Genomic DNA, 18028 nt, shown 5'->3' with positions numbered 1-18028 from the left:
GGCGCTGCGGCGGCGGCGACCAGTTCGTGGGGGACGACGAGCGCTTGGCACTCCTGCTCACGGGCGGGCCGGACGATTCGTCCGAGCGTCGCCGTCCGCCCCCGCCGCCAGGAGGTCGCGGAGCGCGAAGGCGGCGCCCGGGTTGCCGGTCAGCGCCGCCGCCGCCACCTCGCCGAGTCCCGCGGCCTCCAGCCGCGGGACGAACCTCTCCAACAGGTACCTCAGCCCCGGCCCCCCGCCCAGGCTCGGCCAGTACGACCGGCGCGCCAGGTCCATGCCGAACAGCAGCCGGTCACCCAGACCGTGCCCGGCCAGCTCCGCGACGAGCGCGACGATCTCACTGTCCGTGCCGTACTTGATCCGGCCCGGCCGGTCAAAGGCCAGATAAGCCCCTCTCTCCGCCAATGAGATGAGATATCCGGCATCGGGGTTGTGGTCGATGTGGCCGAGCACCACCCAGTCGGCCGGGACACCCTCGGCCGCCAGGGCGTCGAGCAGTTCGTGGCCCATCGTGCCCTTGTCGCAGTGGCTCACGACCGGCACGCCGGTGGCCAGCGCGGCGGCGGCCACCGCCCCGACCAGCCGCCCGACCCCCCGGCCGAACGCGTGGTACCCCGTCGCGATCTTGATGGCACCCGCCCGGGCGGGCGAGCGCCGCACCAGGGGCCCGACCAGGCCGTACTCGTCCATGCCGAGCTCGATCTCCGACACCAGCAACTCGGTGATCTCGTCGGCCGTGTAGTGGTGCAGCCAGTGATCGTCGGCGTAGTAGCGGCTCTTGTGGAAGCCCGTCACCGCGACGACGTGCAGGCCGGTCCGCTCGGCCAGCTCCCTCATCAGCGACGGGCTGCGGCCGAAGCCCAGCGGCGTCATCTCCACCACCGCCGACAGGCCGAGGCGCCGCGCCGCCGACACCTCCGCGACGGCCGCGTCGAGGGAGTCGAGCCGGTAGTCCGGCTCCTCGCGCACCGGCCAGCCGCCGGTCATGAACAGGTGCTCGTGCGCGTAGGTGACGCCGAGCTCCTCGACGTCACCGAGCACGGTGCGGATCGTCACAGCAGCACCCTCCGCAGAACGCCGACCATCACAGCAGGGCTCCTTCCTCGCGCAGCCGCTCGCGCAGCAGGCCCGCGTCCACCTCTGCGGGCTCCACGCCCGCCTTCACGGCCAGCGCCGCGGCCGTCCCCGCCGCCTGACCCATCGCCATGCACTGGCCCATGGACCGGGCGGAGGCGTGGGCGTCGTGCGTGGCGGACAGGCAGCGTCCCGCCACGATCAGCCCGCCCACCTCCACGGGAAGCAGGCACCGGTACGGGATCCCGTAGGTGCGGAAGTCGCGGACGTACTCCCACCGGGTGCCCGATCCGGAGTCGTGATCCTCGATCGGCGCACCACAGCGGGCGATCGTGTCGGGAAAGTCCCGCCCGGCCAGCACGTCGTCAGCGGTCAGGACGTACCGCCCGACCAGCCGGCGGGACTCCCGCACCCCGATCCGCACCGACGTGCTCAGCAGCACCGCGGAGCCGTAGCCGGGGACCTTCTCGCGCAGGAAGCGGACGTACTCGCCGACCTGCCGCCGTCCCTCCCGCTCGGCCTGTGACAGCTCGAACGGGTCGGTCGGGTCGAGGCCGCTCACCCGGGTGAGGTTGGTGTGCACGATCCCGTCCCGCACGGTCCGGTGCACCGACCCCTCGCGCCTGGGCAGGTCCGCGCCGGCCATCAGCGCGTGCAGCTCCGCCGTGCTCGTGGCGGACGGGTCCACCCCGCCCAGCCGGAACGTGGTCGTCATCGGCTGCAGCCGCATGCCCGGGCGTTCGAGGGTGGCCCCGGCCCGCCAGGCCACCTCGGCGTCGCCGGTGGCGTCCACCACCACCCGGGCCCTGACCAGGAACCGGCCGGCCACGGTCTCCACGACGACACCGGCGTCCGGCACGACGTCGCAGACCCGGGCGTGCAGGAGCACATCGGCGTCCGAGGTGAGCGAGTCCCAGACGACCTTGAGCTCCTCGGGCTCGTAGGTGACCCCGGTTCCCGCGCCGTAGGTGTTGGGCCGCTCGAAGGCCGCCCCGGCCTCGAACAGCCGCTCGCACACCTCCCAGCCGATGCCGCCGACGACGCGCGGCGCCTCGGGGCCGGGGGAGTAGAACCCGTAGAAGGTGTCGAGGACCGCGGCCCCCGTCCCCCCGAGGAAGCCCGCCGACTCCACCAGCAGGCACGACGCCCCGGCGCGCGCGGCGGCCACCGCGGCGGCGCAGCCCGCGCTGCCCCCGCCCGCCACCACCACGTCGCCTGTCCACAGCACGTTCATCGCAGGTGCCACCCTCCGTCGACGGGGATGACCGCGCCCGTGGTCCGCCCGGACGACGGCGAGAGCAGCCAGAGCACGGCCTGGGCGACCTCCTCCGGCCGGCACAGCCGGGCGCCGAGCGGCATCAGCGAGGGCAGCTTCGCCTGGATGGTCTCGGAGGTCTGGGCGCGGCGGCTCATCGGCGTGGCCACCAGCCCGGCGGAGACCAGGTTGACCCGCACCCCGTGCGGCGCCGCCTCGCGGGCGGCGGTCCTGATCAACGGGATCAGCGCGCCCTTGGCTGAGGCGTAGGCGACGGTGCGGAAGTCGTCGTCGATCGACGTGCCCAGCGCCGAGCCGATCACCACGATCGACCCGCCGCGCGGCATCGCCGGGATCGCCGCGCGCAGCAGCCGGAAGACCGACTCATGGTTGACCCTGTGCACCTCGCTCCACGCCACGTCGGTGCAGTCGCTCACGCCGCCGTCGCCGAGCGCCCTGCCGGACATGCCGATGGCGTGCACGACACCGGAGACCGCCCCGTGCGCGGCCGTCGCGTGGGCCAGCGCCTTCTCCGCCCCGCCGGGCCGGGTGATGTCGACCCCGTCGGCCAGGTCCACGCCGAAGGCCGGCACACCGGACGCCTCGACCGCCTCGACGCAGGCGCGGCCGATGCCGCCCTCCGAGCCGGCCACCAGAACCGCGCTCATGGCTTCCCGGGCACGTCGGCCGGCTTCCTGAGCACGTCGGCGGCGCGGCGGGCGTGCTCCAGGTAGGCGGCCTCGAACAGCTCCTCGGAGCGCGGGCCGCCGACGAGCTTCGCGCTGGAGATCACCGGCGGTGTCCAGCCGCCGGCGACCAGCCGCTCCGCCGTACGCACCTTGATCTCGTTGACCACGGAGACCGCGGCCAGCGTGCTGCCGGGACCGACCGGCTCGGCCAGGCCGTCCACGGAGCACAGCGCGTCGCCCACCGGGGTGCACAGGTCGATCACCACATGGGCGTGGTCGGCGAGCCGGGTTCCGCTGGGGTGGCCGGGCTCGACGGCCGTGGTCTCCCGCATCGAGGTCACGGCCACCACGGACAGCCCCGCCTTGCGCAGGCCCATCGCCATCTCGATGGGCACCGCGTTCAGCCCGCTGACGCTGAAGATGATCGCCGCGTCGGTCGGCCGGAGCTCGAAGTTGGCCAGGATGGCGTCGGCCAGCCCCTCGACCCGCTCGACGAACATCGCCTGGCGCATCCCGTTCGACCCGGCGACCTGCGTGTAGAACGTCGTCGACAGGTCCACGATGGGATGGAACCCGGGATACGAGCCGTAGCGGGGGAACATCTCCTCCACACCGATCCGCGAGTGGCCGGTGCCGAACGTGTGCACCACGCCTCCGCCGCCGATGGCGGAGTAGGCGATGTCCGCCGCCGCCGCGAGGGCCTCCTCCTGTGTTCGCTCGATCTCGCCGAGCAGCTCCATCGCCCGCCGTATCCACTTCATCCAGATCTCCCTCCATAGAGCGCGGCGCCGATCGCCCCTGCCCTCGGGCCGAGGACGGCGGGCAGCACCGCGATGTCACCGATGAGCGCGCGTCTGCGCCCGAGCTCTTCCCGCAGGGCGGCACCCATGAGATCGAGGGCACCGGAGACGCCGCCGCCCACGACCACCGCGCGCGCTCCGAACAGCGACGCGGCGTCGCCCAGCGCGATGCCGAGCGCCCAGCCGGCCTTGGCGAGCACGCTCACAGCCCGCTCGTCACCGGCTCGGGCGGCCGCGGCGACCGCCGAGGCCGGGCCCGCGCCGAAGGCCCGCACGATCCCGGGCCCCCCGGCGAGCGTCTCCACACACCCCCTGTTGCCGCAGCAGCACGGCGACCCCCACGGATCGACCGTGACGTGCCCGACCTCGCCGACGTTGTCGCGGGGACCGACGAGGATCTCGCCGCGCAGCGCCACCGCACCGCCCACCCCGGTGCCGAGAACGGCGAACAGCACGTCGGACAGCCCCCGGGCCGCCCCCAGAAGCAGCTCCGCCAGGGCGAAAGCCCGCGCGTCGTTGACCACGGCCACCGGCACCCCGGTCAGGGCGCTCAGCCGGGGGCCGGCCGGGTAGCCGTCCCAGTCGCCCGGCGGGTTGGGCACGAACAGCGCGGTGCCCGTGTCCCGGTCCACGTGGCCGGGCAGCCCCATCCCGATGCTCTCGACGTGCGGAGCGGCCAGCGCCGCCACGAGCTTCATCGTCTCGTCGGGGCCCGGCGGCGTGGCCACGGTGCCGGAATCGACCACCGTGTCACCGTCGAGCAGCACCCATTTGGTGTCCGTCCCGCCGACGTCGACGCCGAGCCGCGTCCCGGCTCGGCCCGTGGGGCGCGTCATGGGCCCACCGTCAGGGCGCGCGAGGCGAACCGGGCGCCGTCACCTGTCCCCGCGCGCTCGCTGAAGGGCTCGACGCCGAGCAGCCGCAGGTAGGCCAGCAGCGGCTGGGAGTGGCTGTGCAGGTTGGCGACGGGATACGCCTGCATGGCGATGCCGAGGTCGGCGAGGTCCCAGGTGCGGCCGGGCCGGTCGGTCTCGGGCGCCAGGTAGGCGTCGGGCCCGGACAGGGTGCCCTCCCAGACGTCCGGGTAGGCGTTCGCGTGCGCGGCCAGGGACATCCGGCGCCACCACTGCCAGCCCAGCTCGGGAACGTGGTCGGCGGCGGCCCAGATGAGCGTCATGTTGATCGCGTACCAGATCGTGCCGACGCCGCCGGGGCCGTGGTGTTCCCGGACGGGCCAGCGCAGCCGGGCGCCCAGCGGCGAGCCGGCGGCGGCCGTGGCCTCGATCCTGCGCAACAGCTCCGCCGCGCGGCCGGGCGGGGTGGCGCCGCACAGGATCGCCCACGGCTGCACCTCCAGCCACATGTCGGAGTCGCCGACGACGGCTCCGGGGCCGTAGGCGCGCCGGAACCAGCGGCCGTTCCACTCCTCGGCCACCAGCCCGCGCAGTTCCTCGCCGAGCTTGCGCGCTTCTGCCGCGGTCACGAGGTCGCCGAGCCGCTCGGCCAGCACCGCGTACCGCGGCAGCACCCAGGCGGCCATGGCCGAGTTCAGGACGGACTCGCCCTGCGCGATCATCAGCTCGCGGTCGACTCCGCTCTCGGTGATGGCCATGTCGTTCCAGTCGGCGTTCAGCATCCGCACGTGGCCGTGCTCTCCCCGCCCGACCACGTCGGTGAAGAACCTGAACTGCCTGCGCAGGTGCTCTCCGAGCGGGACCGGCGCGGCGCGGTGGAGCGGGTGGTACGGCACGGGCTCGCGGAAGGCCGCCTCCTCGCCGGTGGCGGACAGGTATTCGGCCGCCAGCCACAGTGCCCACAGGTTCTGGTCCGACGGCCGGAACAGGTCGGTCCACGGCTGCTTGTCCGGTCCGAGGGCGTAGGGCAGATCGCCGTCGGGGCTGCCCCAGGCGCACGTGTTGCGCAGCACGGACAGGGCCAGATCCGGCTCGATGTAGACCAGCGGCAGCGCGTGCTGGAGCGGGTCGCGGGCGGCGCCGTTGAAGCCGTGCCTGAAGGAGTAGCACGATCCCTGGTCGAGGGTGTGCCCGCCGAGCACGCCGTCCGCGCAGGCCGCGCCGGTCAGCAGCGCCGCGTGCCACGGGATCTCACGCTCGGCCTCGGGCGCCCGCGGCGCGGACGCCCGGGGCAGCCGGTCGCGCAAGGCGGCCAGGCTGCCCTCGAACGACGGCGCCGTGTCGTCGAGCAGGCCGTACCTGAGCTCGACCACCCGCTCGCCGTGGGCCGCGAGCAGGAGGGGGACGGCCAGCCGCCCCGATCCGGTCCTGCGCGGCCGCGCGCCGCCGATGAGTTCGAGTTCGAGTCCGACGTCCTCGTCCGGCCCTGTGCTGGGCGCTGTGCCGCTGATGAGGTTGACCTGGGCGGGTCTCGCCGCCCACTCCTCGGTCAGCGTCAGCCGGGCCGGCTCGCCGAGCAGGTTGCGCACGCGCAGCCGGATCAGCACCCACGGCGCCTCGCCCTCGGGGCAGAGCACGGTGCGTTCCAGCGACACCTGGTCATCCGCCACCCGGACGATCACGAACGTCGGCCCGAATATCCGCTCGGATCCCGAAATATCCGTCGAGAGTTCGCCCACCCGGGTGACGCCCGTGTCGCGCGTGAGCCACCGCAGGGCCGTGTGCTCGTCGAACAGGCCGCTCAGGCCGTAGTTGTCGGCCACCAGCGTGATCCGCCGGTTTCCCAGGTGGACGGCGTGCCGCCGGGTGGGCGGTTCCAGGATGGGGTCCCACTCGGCGCGCGGATCCCGTTCCTGGTCCATCGTGTAGGAGAAGGCGGGCAGTCCGTGCGCGGTGGTCCATGCGCCGAATGCGCTCATTTCTTCACGCCTCCCAGCGTCAGCCCGGCCACGTAGTAGCGCTGCAGGACGAACATCAGCACCAGCGGCGGCACGGCCGTGACCAGGGCGGCGGTGCTGACCAGGCCGATGCTGAAGTCGTACTCCGTCTGCAGCTGCGACAGGCCCACGGGCAGCGGCCACAGACGGGGATCGTTGGCCACGACGAGCGGCCAGAGCAGGTTGTCCCACTGCGCGAGGAACTGCAGCAGGAAGAGCGTGAGCAGCGCCGGACGCAGCAGCGGCACCCCGACGCGCAGGAAGATGTGCAGCTCGCCCGCGCCGTCCACGCGCGCCGACAGCAGCAGCTCCCGCGGCACGGAGAGGGCGAACTGGCGGACGAGGAACACGCCGAACGCGCTCATCATGAACGGGACGATCATGCCCTGGAACGAGTCGATCCAGCCCAGCTGCTTGACGACGAGGTACATCGGCACGAGCACCACGATCGGCGACAGCGACAGCGTGCCCACGACGACCGTGAACAGCACCCGCCTGCCGGGGAACGTGAGCTGCGCCAGGGCGTAGCCGGCCGCCCCGGAGAAGACCACCTCCAGGACGGCGACACCGAGGGAGAGGATCATGCTGTTGCGCAGGTAGAGCGGGAAGTCGCCCTGGCCGAACAGCTGGGAGAGGTGCTCGCCGAGCTGGGAGGCGTCGAAGGTGAGCCCGCCGAGATCGGTCGCGTCGGAGGCCGAGGAGAGGGCGAACATCGCGTAGACCGGCAGCAGCATGACCAGCACGACCAGCGACAGCAACGTGCCGCGCAGCGCCCTCATCCGTCATCGCCTCCTTTGAGCACGCCGAACTGCACGAGCGAGAGCGCGAGCATGGCCACGAGGAGCACCATGGCGATCGCCGAGGCGTACCCCATGCGCTCGAACCCGAAGCCGGTCGCCCACAGGTAGAGCGGCAGAACCTCGGTGGCGCCCGCCGGCCCGCCCTTGGTGAGCAGGAAGGCGGGAACGAACGACTGCATCGCCCCGACCACCGCGATGACCAGCACGAACAGCAGCGTCCGGCGCAGCAGCGGGAGCGTGATGCGGGCGAAGGCCCGGATCGGGCCGGCGCCGTCGAGCGCGGCCGCCTCGAACACCTCGCTCGGCAGCCCCTGCAGCCCCGCGGTGAGGATGATGACGAACAGTCCGAGGTGCTTCCAGGTCGTCATGATGACCAGGGCCCAGAGGGCGAGCCCCTCCTCGGTCAGCCACGGCTTCGGCTCGATTCCGACGAGGCCGATCAGCGTGTTGGCCAGGCCATGGTCCGCGAAGATCGCCGACCACACCATCGAGGTGGCCACGAGCGGCATCGCCGCCGGGATCAGGACCAGCGCGCGCAGGACGCCGTTCAGCCGGCCGGGCTTGCTCAGCGGGACGGCGATCGCGAGCCCGAGCACGATCGACGGGACCACGGACGCGACCGTGAACACCGCGGTGACCTCGGCCGAGTTCCAGAAGCCGGGGTCGTCGAGCATCCTGCGGTAGTTGTCCAGGCCGGTCCACTCGGGCAGGCCGGCCAGGTCGTAGCTGGTGAAGCTGAGGTAGACGGCGCCGGCGAACGGCACGACCCAGAAGACGAGGAAGTAGATCGCCGCGGGGAGCGCCAGCAGGCTCCCGGCGCGCGCCTCGGCCCACCGCTGTCCCCGGCCCGACACCCTGGGGGCGGGCCTGTCCAGGCGGGCGGTCAGGGTCACAGCGCTCTCCTCATCGCCTGGTCGAAGTCCGCGGCCGCCTGCTCGGGCGTCTTCTTGCCGAAGGCCACCGCGTCGGCGGCGTCGGTCAGCGACTTGGCCATCTCCTGCCACACCGGAGTCTGCGGGCCGAAGTCGGCGTACGGGGCGGAGGCCGCCATGATCTCCATCGTCTTGGTGTCCGTGCTGGGCAGCTTCTCCCAGCCCTTGACCGGGGTGAGCAGGCTCGCGTCCATGAGCTGCCTGGCCGCGACGTCCGCGCGCTGCAGGTAGTCGATGAAGTGCCAGGCGGTGTACTGCAGTTTCGAGTGCTCGGCGACCGCCCAGCCCCAGGTGTAGGCCGGGGCGACCGGCCGGCCGCCGTCCCAGCGCGGCAGCGGGGCGATGTCGAAGGACTCGCCGAACACGAGCTTCTTGTTCAGCGCGGGGAACAGGTCCATCGCGAACAGCCCGGAGACCACCATGGCCGCCTCGCCGGTGGCGAACAGCCCGAACCCCGACAGCGGGTTGGACAGCTTCGCGTTGCCCAGGCCGCCGTAGTAGCGCAGCGCCTCGACCCCGGCGTCCGTGGCGAGCGTGGCCGTGCCCGCGTCGGCGCTGAGTATCCCGCCTCCCTTCCCTCTCACCAGGGCGAGCAGCTGCATCACCGTCCACTGCGGGTTGCCCAGTATCCACTGCAGGCCCACCTTCTTGCCGTCGGCCGAGGTGAGCCTCTTGCTGTACTCGGCGACCTCCTCCCACGTCGTGGGCGGCTTGTCCGGGTCGAGCCCGGCTTCGGCGAACCTGTCCCTGCGGTAGTAGAGGCAGCAGATCGTGTAGTCGATCGGGACGCCGTAGAGCTTGCCCTGGTAGGACAGCGAGTTGACGGCGCTCTGGTCGTACTTCGCGACCAGCGCCTTCTCGTCGGTCGCCCCCATGGCTTTGGGGATGATCGGCGCGAGCCGTCCCTTGCGGGCGTGGCCCGCGACGGTCCAGCCGCCAATCTTGAACAGGTCCGGGGGAGCGTCTCCCGCGAAGGCGGTCAGGAGCTTGGCGTCGAGCTTGTCGACCGGCACGTAGAGCGGGGTGATGTCGACGCCGCCGAACTCCTGGATGTAGCTGTGCAGCAGGGAGGTGAACACCGAGTCGTAGGCCTTGGTCTGGTGCAGCCAGACGGAGAGCTTCCCCCGCGGGACGCCGTCGGCCGGCACCGTCGCCTCCGGTTCGGAGCCACAGGCGGCGAGGAGGCCGGCCGCCGTGGTCAGTGCGGCTGCTCCGAGCAGGCGGCGCCGGGTCATCATGGTCATGCTCAACCTCCGGAAGGCAGCGCTTCGCCGCCGGTGCGGCGGCGCCGCGCCGGGATCCGGCGAGGGGGGTTACTGGCCCATCAGGGCGTTCTTGGCGTCGTTGAGCTCCACGGAGAACACCGCGAAGTCGCCGCGCGCGTGGCGGATGGTGTATTCGAGCGCGGCCCCGCTGTCGGTGCTGGTGCTGCGGGCGGTGGCCAGCAAGGCCGCGGCGATCGGCACGCGCAGCAGCTCGGCGAGCCGGTAGTCGGCGTTGACCGCGCCGATCGTCTCCCTGCCGCTCGCGGGGGACAGGCCGTACTTCATGCGCAGCAGGTCGTACAGCGAGCCGGTCAGGTCCTCGTCGAGGATTCCCGGCACCAGGTCGGCAGGCAGGTGGGCGCTCTCCAGCATGCAGGGCGTACCCTCGATCAGCCGCAGCCGCTCGATGAAGACGATCTCCTGGGACTCGTCCAGGCCGAGCGCGACGCCGGCGTCGGTGCCCGCCGGTTGCCGGTGGGCCCTGAGCACCTGCGTCGTGGGCTTGCGCCCGAGCCGCGCCATCGTCTCGGTGAACCCGGCCGGGCGCGCGCCCAGCTCGGGGGCCACGGCCATCGGCGCGGTGTAGGTGCCGCTGCCCTGCCGGGCGACCAGCAGCCCTTCCTGGACGAGGTCGCCGATCGCCCGGCGAGCCGTGGCCCTGCTCACGCCGGCGTAGACCATGAGGTCCTTCTCGGCGGGGATCAGGGTGTCGGGCTCGCAGTCGCGGATGACCGCCCGCAGTCGCTCGCGCAGCTGGTAGTAGAGCGGCACAGCGGCTGACGGGTCGAGGGCCAGCCGACGTTCCCAGTCAGTCATGTCGTCCATCCTTATTTGTACGGACGACCGTATCTTTTCCGGCCGAGCCGGATCATGTCAACAGGCCGGCGCACCTGAGTCGGCCTTCGCATGTGAGGATCCGGCCCACAGATGTTCACAATTTGATCATTCCGGCGAAATGCCGGAAAAAGGGCACGTGTCTGCGGTAGAAGGACATCCGTACCATCGCCTCTACCTGAAGGTGTATGTGAAGCACTTCCTTCGCCTCGCCGCGGCCCCTCTGCTCGCCGGGGCCTTCCTCGTCAGCGCCGCCTCCGGGCCCGCCACCGCGGACACCGCCCAGACCGACGCCGAACTGGCCGCCGAGTGGCAGGCCGCCTGGGACACCCACGCGTTCTACGACACCACGCCGCCCGCCCCGGACTCGGGTCGCAGCAGGGCCGTCAGCGAGATCTCCATCGAGATCGACCGGCCCATCCAGCAGGTGTTCGCCGCCTACTCGGACCTCGACAACCACATCGGCCCCAACCCGTTCCTCAAGCGGGTCGTCACCCACAAGGACTGGCGCCTGGCCGGCACACGGTACGTCAACCTCACCGCCATCGAGGAGATCCCGTACCAGGGCACGATCGTCACCAACAAGGTGCACGCCCAGCAGCGCCTCAACCCCGCGAGCTTCTCCTACGAGACCGACACCTGGTCCGAGCCCGCCGTGGTCACCCACCAGAAGATCTCGTTCAGGGTGCTGGCCCCCGGCAAGACCGTGGTCACCGAGAGCCTCACCTTCGACGCGGACGCCACGCTGATCGACTTCGTCGCGGCCAACGGCACCGCAGCCCACCAGCAGACGCAGGCGGCCCTCAAGCAGGCCATCGAGAGCGGCACCATCTGATCCGGCGGCCGCGCGGGCTCCGTGCGTGAAAGGGGGTGCCCGCGACGCGAGGGGCGCGGGCAGCTCCGGCTGAGTACCGGCCGACCACGTGGCACCCCCGGACACCAGGCGCCATCACAAGATCTACGGTGATCTTCTAGGCCAACACCGTTGCGTTTACCGGCGCCGACGGGATGCAAGTCCATGGTCCATGATCTGGATCTGGACTTCGAGGGTGTAGGTCTGTGCTTGCTGGGGGTGCTTTCCCGCGTTCGGTCCGTACTTGCTGGTCGGGTTCTTGCGGCTGCGGGCCTTGACACGCTGGCGGCGTTCGGCGGGCAACAGGTCGTTCAGGACGGCTCGGCCGATCGCGCCCACGAGAGCCACCGGCTCCGGCGGGAGGATGCCGGTGGCGGTGGTGACCTGGTCTCGGGCCGTCTGGAGGAGGATGGTGAAGCTGATCCGCTCCATGACCAGACCCGGCCGGGAGGCCGCCGCGTCGGCGGCGGTGCGAATGAGGGCCTGGTAAACCGTCAGTAGCGCGTAAACCTCCTGGTCCAGGCCCGCAACGCTGCGCGAGCGCAGGACGCGGCCGTCGAGCATGGCCACCTTGATCGAGAAGTAGGTGGTCTCCACTTGCCACCTGCGGTGATAGAGGGCGACCAGTTCACCGGCGGGGTAGCGCTCGTGATCGACCAGGCTGGTGACCAGGCGCCACGGCTCACGCCGCGTGGTGCCGTCGGCGAGGGTGACAGTGATCCACGCCTCGATAACGCGGACGGGCAGCGCCCGGTAGCCCTCGCTGGCCCGGTAGACGCCGCACAGGCGGGCCAGGTAGGAGCCGTCGGGCAGGCGGCGCTGGATGGCCGGGCGGCGCCGGGCGGAGGAGCGCACCAGGAACTGCGCGCCTGTCGCGCCTACCTGGCGCAGGAACTCCACCGCGTCGAAACCGGCGTCCGCCAACAGCAGCATCGAGCGGTCCAAGCAGCCCAGCAAGCGCTGTGCGTAGGGTACTTCGCCTTGGTTCTCGGGGCCGAAACAGGCCGCGAGCACGGCCCGGGTCCCACACTCGACCACGACCAGCAGGCGCACCAGCGGGTAGCCGAACTCCAGCACGTCCCCGGATCGCTTCGGGTAGCGCCAGGTGACCTGTTCGTCGTCGGGGGCGTGCAGGTGGGTGCCGTCCAGCGCCACCGTGCGCAGTCCCCGGTAGAACGAGCCTGCCTGGCTAGGGCCGGCTACCGGCCCGGCGAGGATCTCGAACAGGCGGCGCAGCGGGGCCGCGCCGACCCGGCGTCGCGCTCGCGCGAGCGAGGAGGCGGCCGGGCACACCGGCGCGAGCTGGCCCAGAGCGGCGGTGAGCTTGCCCCAGGTCGCCCGGTAGGAGCAGTGTCCGAACAGGGCCAGGGCGAGGGTGAAGTAGACCACCACCCGGGCGGGCAGCAGCCGTAACCGCTTCTCCCGTGCCCCGGTCTCCTCCAGCACCGCATCCACCAGCGTGAAGTCGACGATCTGGGTCAGCTCGCCCAGATGTCCGGGCGCGTGGACGCCCGCGGCTGTCTCGATCGTGCGGGTGATGGCAGACTTCTCCTGCAACGGGACCCCTGGTTCTTGATCATCTTGCTCGACACAAGTGATCTACCAGAGGTCCCGTTCGTCGTGATCACCGGCTTGACGAACCGTCGGCCGAACAAACGCAACGGTGTTGTCTTCTAGGCGATCGGGTCCCACGGCACGGCGTCGAAGCGCGCCGCCAGCGCCGCCCAGGCGTCCTCGTCCACCTTGAGCACCAGGTCGTCCACCCGGCCGACCGGGACGACGCCCCACGAGTTGGACAGGAACACCAGCGGGTGCCCCGCCAGGTCGGCGACCCGGAGCGGCCGGTGCTCGCCGGGCAGGACGCGATCCAGCAGCCCCATCGAGACGCCGCGCAGCATCGGCGCGTCCGGCCAGACGACGCGCTCGCCGTCGAAGCAGCCGAGGTTGGCGATCGTCCCCTCGCTGATCAACCCGTCCGTGCCCACCAGCAGCGCGTCGTCGAAGCCGCGCGCCTCCGCCCGCCTGCCCAGGTACACCTGTGGGAGGCCGCCCAGGTGTTTGATGTGCGGCAGGAACCGCGCGTACGTGGCGGACATGAGCGACCGGGGCTCGTCCGGCCACCGGTGGGGCTCCGCGGCGGTGGCGATGACCCGCACGCCGTCCCGCTCGACCACGTAGACGCGCACGCCGGCGTCCGTGACGTCACCGAGCACCCGCCCGATGGAGCCCACCACCAGGTCCCGGTCCAGGGACGCGCCGAACAGCTCCCGCGTGGCGGCCGTCAACCTGGCCAGGTGCAGGTCCAGCCCCCGCACCCGGCCGCCGCGCACCTGCATCGCGGTGAAGTGCCCGTAGCGGGCCGCCATGGCCAGGCCGAGGTCGTCAGCGCCTCCCGGGCGCCCGTCGATGATTACGCGATCGGTCACGCCGTCCAGCGTACGCACGGACGCCCGGGACGGGATCAGGACGCCAGCCGGCTCATCGCCAGCGCCGCGTACAGGGCCGCGCCGTCCGGCAGCACCGCGTCGTCGAAGACCGCCTCGGGGGAGTGGTTGTACGGCGCGGTCGCCGGGTCGCGGTCCGCCGGGCACGCCCCCAGGAAGACGAACGCGCCCGGCACCTCCTCCAGCACGTAGGAGAAGTCCTCCGCGCCCATCACCGGCTGCGGCGAGACGAGGAAACGGCCCGGCCCGAACAGGTCGCCGGCCGTCCGCTCCGCGAAACCGGCCTCGCCGACGTCGTTCACCGTCACCGGGTAGCCCATCCCGAACGACGCCTCGACGCCGAGCCCGTGCGCCGCCGCGACGGCCGCCACGACCTCCACCAGCCGCCGCTGCACCAGCGCCCGGTTGGCCGCGCTGAACGTGCGGACCGTCGCCTCGAAGTAGGCCTCGTCGGGGATCACGTTGTCGGCCGTGCCCCCGTGGAACTGGCCGACCGTGACCACCACCGGGTCGAACACGTCGAACGTCCTGGTCACCATGGTCTGCAGCGCCGCGACCATCTCACAGCCCGCCTGGATCGGGTCGAGCGCGCGGTGCGGGCTGGAGCCGTGGCCGCCGCGCCCCTTGACCCGCACCTGGAACACGTCGGCCGCCGCCATGATCGGCCCCGGGCGGGAGGCGAACAGGCCGGGCGGCAGCATCGAGGAGACGACGTGCATGCCGTACGCGGCCACCGGCCGGGGGCCGGCCGCGTCCAGCACCCCCTCGCCGATCATGTGGCGGGCGCCCTCGAAACCCTCCTCGCCCGGCTGGAACATGAACACCACGTCCCCGGCCAGCTCGTCCCGGCGGGCGCTCAGCAGGTGCGCGGCGCCCGCCAGCATCGCGGTGTGCAGGTCGTGCCCGCAGGCGTGCATCCTGCCCTCGACCTGGGAGGCGTACGGCAGGCCGGTCCGCTCGGCGACGGGCAGCGCGTCCATGTCGCCGCGCAGCAGGACCACCGGGACGGCCCCGCCCGCCTGGTCACCGGCCCGGTCGTCGGCCCGGTCTCCGGCCCGCCCTCCGCGCAGCACGGCGGTGACCGAGCTGAGCGAGGTGCCCGTCGTGATCTCCAGGGGGAGCCCGTCGAGGGCCGCCAGCACCGTCTCCTGGGTGCGCGGCAGCGTGAGGCCGAGTTCGGGGGTGGTGTGCAGGGTGTGGCGGAGCCGGACGAGCTCGTCCCGCATGTCCTGAGCGGCTTCGGTGAACGACATGCTGATATTTCTTCATATGGCGGACGCGAAGTCGACCAGATGCCCTCGGTACGATGACCGGGTGACCGAGCGTAAGCAGATCGACTATTGGCTGTCCGATATGGATGGTGTCCTCGTCCACGAGGGGCGCCCGGTCCCCGGGGCCGACACCTTCATCAAGCGGCTCGGCGACTCCGGCAAGCCGTTCCGGGTGCTGACCAACAACTCGATCTACACTCCCCGCGACCTGTCCGTTCGACTGCTCGCGGCGGGCCTCGAGGTGCCGCCCGAGTCCATCTGGACCTCCGCGCTGGCCACGGCGGAGTTCCTGGACGACCAGCGGCCCGGCGGCTCGGCGTACGCGATCGGCGAGGCCGGGCTGACCACGGCGCTGCACGAGGTCGGCTACGTGCTCACCGACCTCGACCCCGACTACGTGGTGCTCGGCGAGACCCGCACCTACAGCTTCACCCAGATCACCCGGGCCATCCGCCTCATCGAGAACGGCGCCCGCTTCATCGCCACCAACCCCGACCCGATCGGCCCGTCCACCGAGGGCTCCCTGCCTGCCTGCGGCGCCGTCGCCGCCATGATCACCAAGGCGACGGGCGTGGACCCCTACTTCGTCGGCAAGCCCAACCCCCGCATGATGCGCAGCGCGCTCAACGCCATCGACGGCCACAGCGAGACCACCGCCATGATCGGCGACCGCATGGACACCGACGTGGTCTGCGGCATGGAGGCCGGCCTCTACACGATCCTCGTCCTCACCGGCGTCACCCAGCCCCGGCAGATCGACCGCTTCCCCTACCGGCCCTCCCTGGTGGTCGACTCGGTGGCGGACCTGATCGAGCTCATCTGAACCTGACGGGATCCGTCAGGTACGGGTGGCAGGCTGGGTCCATGACCCGTGTCTACCTGGAGATCGGCCCGAAGAAGGTCTTCGCCTGCTCGCTGGAATGGCCCGGCTGGTGCCGCGTCGCCAAGGGCGAGGAGGCCGCGCTCGACCTGCTCATGGAGTACGTCCCGCGCTACCGCGTGGTGGCGGAGCGGGCCGGGCTGGCCTTCGACCCCGGCGACCCCGAGGTCGTCGCCCGCGTGCCGGGCGACCGCACCACCGACTTCGGCGCGCCGCACGCCATCTGCGACCTCGACCACGAGCCGGTGGCGCGGGCCGAGGCCGAGCGGCAGGTGAGGGTGCTGCGCGCCGCGTGGGAGCTGTTCGACGAGGTGGTGGCCGCCTCTCCGGAGGAGCTGCGCAAGGGGCCGCGCGGGGGAGGGCGCGACACGTCCAAGGTGTACGCCCACGTCCTGGAGGCCGAACGCTCCTACGCCCGGAAACTCGGCGTGCGGCACGGGCCGTACCAGTCGCGTGCGGACCGGGACACGATGCGGGCGGAGCTCGCCGAGGTGCTGTCGCGCCCCTGGAACCCGGGCGGGGACCTGCCGTGGCCGCCCCGCTACGCCGCCCGCAGGCTCGTCTGGCACGTCGTCGACCACCTGTGGGAGATCGAGGACCGCCGCCAGTGACCCGCTCGGGCGTCAGGGCGTGGTGATGAGTGTGGGCAGCGCGACGATGTGCTCGGACAGATAGGCGGCGACCGCCTCCGGCACGACGTGCCGCGAGGTGATCTCCGACGGCAGCAGCGGCAGCCGCTCCACGTCGTAGCGGCCCCGCGAGGGGTCCTCCAGCTCCGGGCCGTGCCGCAGCGCCGGGTCCATGGCGACCAGGCGGCAGCCGTAGACGTGCTGTGTCTTCACCTCGCCCTGCCACGGGTGGGTCACCGTGGCCAGCGGCGTGACGTCCGACACCGTCGCGCCCAGCTCCTCCATCAGCTCCCGGCGCAGGGTGTGCTCCAGGGTGGCGTCCTCCGGCTCGACGTGGCCGCCCGGCACCGAGTAGTAGACGTCACGGCCGGGCACCGTGCGCCGGAAGACGATCAGCTGCTCGTCGTGGTCGAGCAGGACACCGCGGACGCTGGGGCGCATGGTGGCACCTTACGGGACGGTGATGACCTTCCGGTAGCCTAACCTACGGTGCCGTAACCAAAGGAGACGATGTATCTATGGCGATGACTCAGACGGAACTCCTGCACGAGCTCGAGCCCGTGGTCGCGGGAGAGCTCGACCGTCATCACACGATGGCCAAGGAATGGTTCCCGCACGAGTACGTCCCGTGGAGCGAAGGCCGCAACTTCGACGGCGTCTACGGGGGCGAGGCGTGGCAGGAGGGCGATACCAAGCTGCCCGAGGCCGCGCGCGTCTCGCTCATCGTCAACCTGCTCACCGAGGACAACCTGCCCAGCTACCACCACGAGATCGCGACCACGTTCGGCCGTGACGGCGCGTGGGGCACCTGGGTGCACCGCTGGACCGCCGAGGAGGACCGCCACGGCACCGCGATCCGCGACTACCTGACCGTCACCCGCGCGGTCGACCCGGTCGCGCTGGAGCGCGCCCGCATGGTCCACATGGAGCAGGGCTTCGCCACCGAGTACGGCACGATGCTGCAGCAGCTGGCCTACGTCTCCTTCCAGGAGCTGGCCACCCGCATCGCGCACCGCAACACCGGCAGGGCGTCGGGCGACGAGGGCTGCGAGCGGCTGCTCGCCCGCATCGCCGCCGACGAGAACCTCCACATGCTCTTCTACCGCAACCTGCTGAAGGCGGCCTTCGAGCTCGACCCCAACCAGACGATGCGGGCCGTGACCGACGTGGTGACCACCTTCCAGATGCCCGGCTCCAGCATCGAGGGCTTCACCCGCAAGGCCATGATCATCGCTCACGAGGGCATCTACGACCTGCGCCTGCACCTCGACGACGTGCTCACGCCGGTGCTGAAGCAGTGGGCGGTGTTCGACAAGACCGGGCTGGACGCCGAGGGCGAGCAGGCCCGCGAGGAGCTGTCGGCGTTCCTGGCCAAGACCGAGGCCACGGCCGCCCGCTTCGTCGAGCGCCGCGAGGCCCGCCGCGCCCGCGAGGCCGCCCGCCTCTGACGC

At 71.8% G+C, this 18028-nt stretch carries 18 protein-coding genes; 4 read left to right on the top strand and 14 right to left on the bottom strand.

Features of this window, described 5'->3' with window-relative positions:
- Positions 1-57: 57 nt before the first annotated feature.
- From FHU36_RS00585 to FHU36_RS00540, 10 genes are all read right to left on the bottom strand, one after another.
- Positions 58-1056 carry a phosphotriesterase family protein gene (locus FHU36_RS00585; protein ID WP_185081857.1) on the bottom strand — a complete coding sequence of 333 codons (999 nt, stop codon included), beginning with the start codon at positions 1054-1056 and terminating at the stop codon, positions 58-60.
- 28 nt (positions 1057-1084) lie between these two features.
- Positions 1085-2308, bottom strand: coding sequence for an FAD-dependent oxidoreductase (locus FHU36_RS00580; RefSeq protein WP_185081856.1), 1224 nt, complete (start codon positions 2306-2308; stop codon positions 1085-1087).
- Positions 2305-2997 (bottom strand): SDR family oxidoreductase, encoded by a 693-nt coding sequence (locus tag FHU36_RS00575; RefSeq protein ID WP_185081855.1) that lies wholly within the window; start codon positions 2995-2997, stop codon positions 2305-2307. The genes FHU36_RS00580 and FHU36_RS00575 overlap by 4 nt, the downstream gene beginning before the upstream one ends.
- Entirely contained in the window at positions 2994-3779 is a 786-nt protein-coding gene (locus tag FHU36_RS00570) for a sugar isomerase domain-containing protein (protein WP_185081854.1), read from the bottom strand. The genes FHU36_RS00575 and FHU36_RS00570 overlap by 4 nt, the downstream gene beginning before the upstream one ends.
- A complete protein-coding gene (locus FHU36_RS00565; RefSeq protein ID WP_185081853.1) occupies positions 3776-4654 on the bottom strand; it encodes an ROK family protein in 879 nt (292 codons plus the stop codon). Before FHU36_RS00565 ends, FHU36_RS00570 begins: the two co-directional genes overlap by 4 nt.
- Positions 4651-6651 (bottom strand): GH36-type glycosyl hydrolase domain-containing protein, encoded by a 2001-nt coding sequence (locus tag FHU36_RS00560; protein ID WP_185081852.1) that lies wholly within the window; start codon positions 6649-6651, stop codon positions 4651-4653. The genes FHU36_RS00565 and FHU36_RS00560 overlap by 4 nt, the downstream gene beginning before the upstream one ends.
- On the bottom strand, positions 6648-7448 hold the full coding sequence (locus FHU36_RS00555; protein ID WP_185081851.1) for a carbohydrate ABC transporter permease: 801 nt from the start codon (positions 7446-7448) through the stop codon (positions 6648-6650). The genes FHU36_RS00560 and FHU36_RS00555 overlap by 4 nt, the downstream gene beginning before the upstream one ends.
- On the bottom strand, positions 7445-8362 hold the full coding sequence (locus FHU36_RS00550; protein WP_185081850.1) for a carbohydrate ABC transporter permease: 918 nt from the start codon (positions 8360-8362) through the stop codon (positions 7445-7447). Before FHU36_RS00550 ends, FHU36_RS00555 begins: the two co-directional genes overlap by 4 nt.
- Entirely contained in the window at positions 8359-9645 is a 1287-nt protein-coding gene (locus tag FHU36_RS00545; protein WP_185081849.1) for an extracellular solute-binding protein, read from the bottom strand. Before FHU36_RS00545 ends, FHU36_RS00550 begins: the two co-directional genes overlap by 4 nt.
- 69 nt (positions 9646-9714) lie before the next feature.
- A complete protein-coding gene (locus FHU36_RS00540) occupies positions 9715-10482 on the bottom strand; it encodes a GntR family transcriptional regulator (protein WP_185081848.1) in 768 nt (255 codons plus the stop codon).
- A 208-nt stretch (positions 10483-10690) separates the two neighbouring features.
- On the opposite strand from FHU36_RS00540, the gene FHU36_RS00535 reads away from it, so the two are divergent.
- A complete protein-coding gene (locus FHU36_RS00535; protein ID WP_185081847.1) occupies positions 10691-11335 on the top strand; it encodes an SRPBCC family protein in 645 nt (214 codons plus the stop codon).
- Positions 11336-11491: 156 nt separating this feature from the next.
- On the opposite strand, the gene FHU36_RS00530 is transcribed toward FHU36_RS00535, so the two are convergent.
- The 3 genes from FHU36_RS00530 to FHU36_RS00520 form a co-directional block, all read right to left on the bottom strand.
- On the bottom strand, positions 11492-12910 hold the full coding sequence (locus tag FHU36_RS00530; protein WP_185081846.1) for an IS4 family transposase: 1419 nt from the start codon (positions 12908-12910) through the stop codon (positions 11492-11494).
- A 116-nt stretch (positions 12911-13026) separates the two neighbouring features.
- Complete coding sequence (locus tag FHU36_RS00525; protein WP_185081845.1) at positions 13027-13779, bottom strand: aminotransferase class IV; 753 nt, start codon at positions 13777-13779, stop codon at positions 13027-13029.
- 35 nt (positions 13780-13814) lie between these two features.
- Complete coding sequence (locus FHU36_RS00520; RefSeq protein WP_185081844.1) at positions 13815-15050, bottom strand: M20 metallopeptidase family protein; 1236 nt, start codon at positions 15048-15050, stop codon at positions 13815-13817.
- A gap of 100 nt (positions 15051-15150) precedes the next feature.
- Between FHU36_RS00520 and FHU36_RS00515 the strand changes: the two genes are divergently transcribed.
- Both FHU36_RS00515 and FHU36_RS00510 read left to right on the top strand, forming a co-directional pair.
- Complete coding sequence (locus FHU36_RS00515) at positions 15151-15891, top strand: HAD-IIA family hydrolase (RefSeq protein ID WP_246502082.1); 741 nt, start codon at positions 15151-15153, stop codon at positions 15889-15891.
- Between the two features lie 41 nt (positions 15892-15932).
- Positions 15933-16559 carry a hypothetical protein gene (locus FHU36_RS00510; RefSeq protein ID WP_185081842.1) on the top strand — a complete coding sequence of 209 codons (627 nt, stop codon included), beginning with the start codon at positions 15933-15935 and terminating at the stop codon, positions 16557-16559.
- Between the two features lie 12 nt (positions 16560-16571).
- On the opposite strand, the gene FHU36_RS00505 is transcribed toward FHU36_RS00510, so the two are convergent.
- Positions 16572-17018: an NUDIX domain-containing protein gene (locus FHU36_RS00505; RefSeq protein ID WP_185081841.1), complete on the bottom strand. Its 447-nt coding sequence runs from the start codon at positions 17016-17018 to the stop codon at positions 16572-16574.
- Positions 17019-17095: 77 nt separating this feature from the next.
- On the opposite strand from FHU36_RS00505, the gene FHU36_RS00500 reads away from it, so the two are divergent.
- Complete coding sequence (locus FHU36_RS00500; RefSeq protein WP_185081840.1) at positions 17096-18025, top strand: acyl-ACP desaturase; 930 nt, start codon at positions 17096-17098, stop codon at positions 18023-18025.
- The last annotated feature ends 3 nt before the right edge of the window (positions 18026-18028 follow it).

This window comes from Nonomuraea muscovyensis (genome assembly GCF_014207745.1).
GTDB lineage: Bacteria > Actinomycetota > Actinomycetes > Streptosporangiales > Streptosporangiaceae > Nonomuraea > Nonomuraea muscovyensis.
Note: the sequence above shows the minus strand (reverse complement) of the source record. Positions and strands in the feature narration are given on the sequence as shown.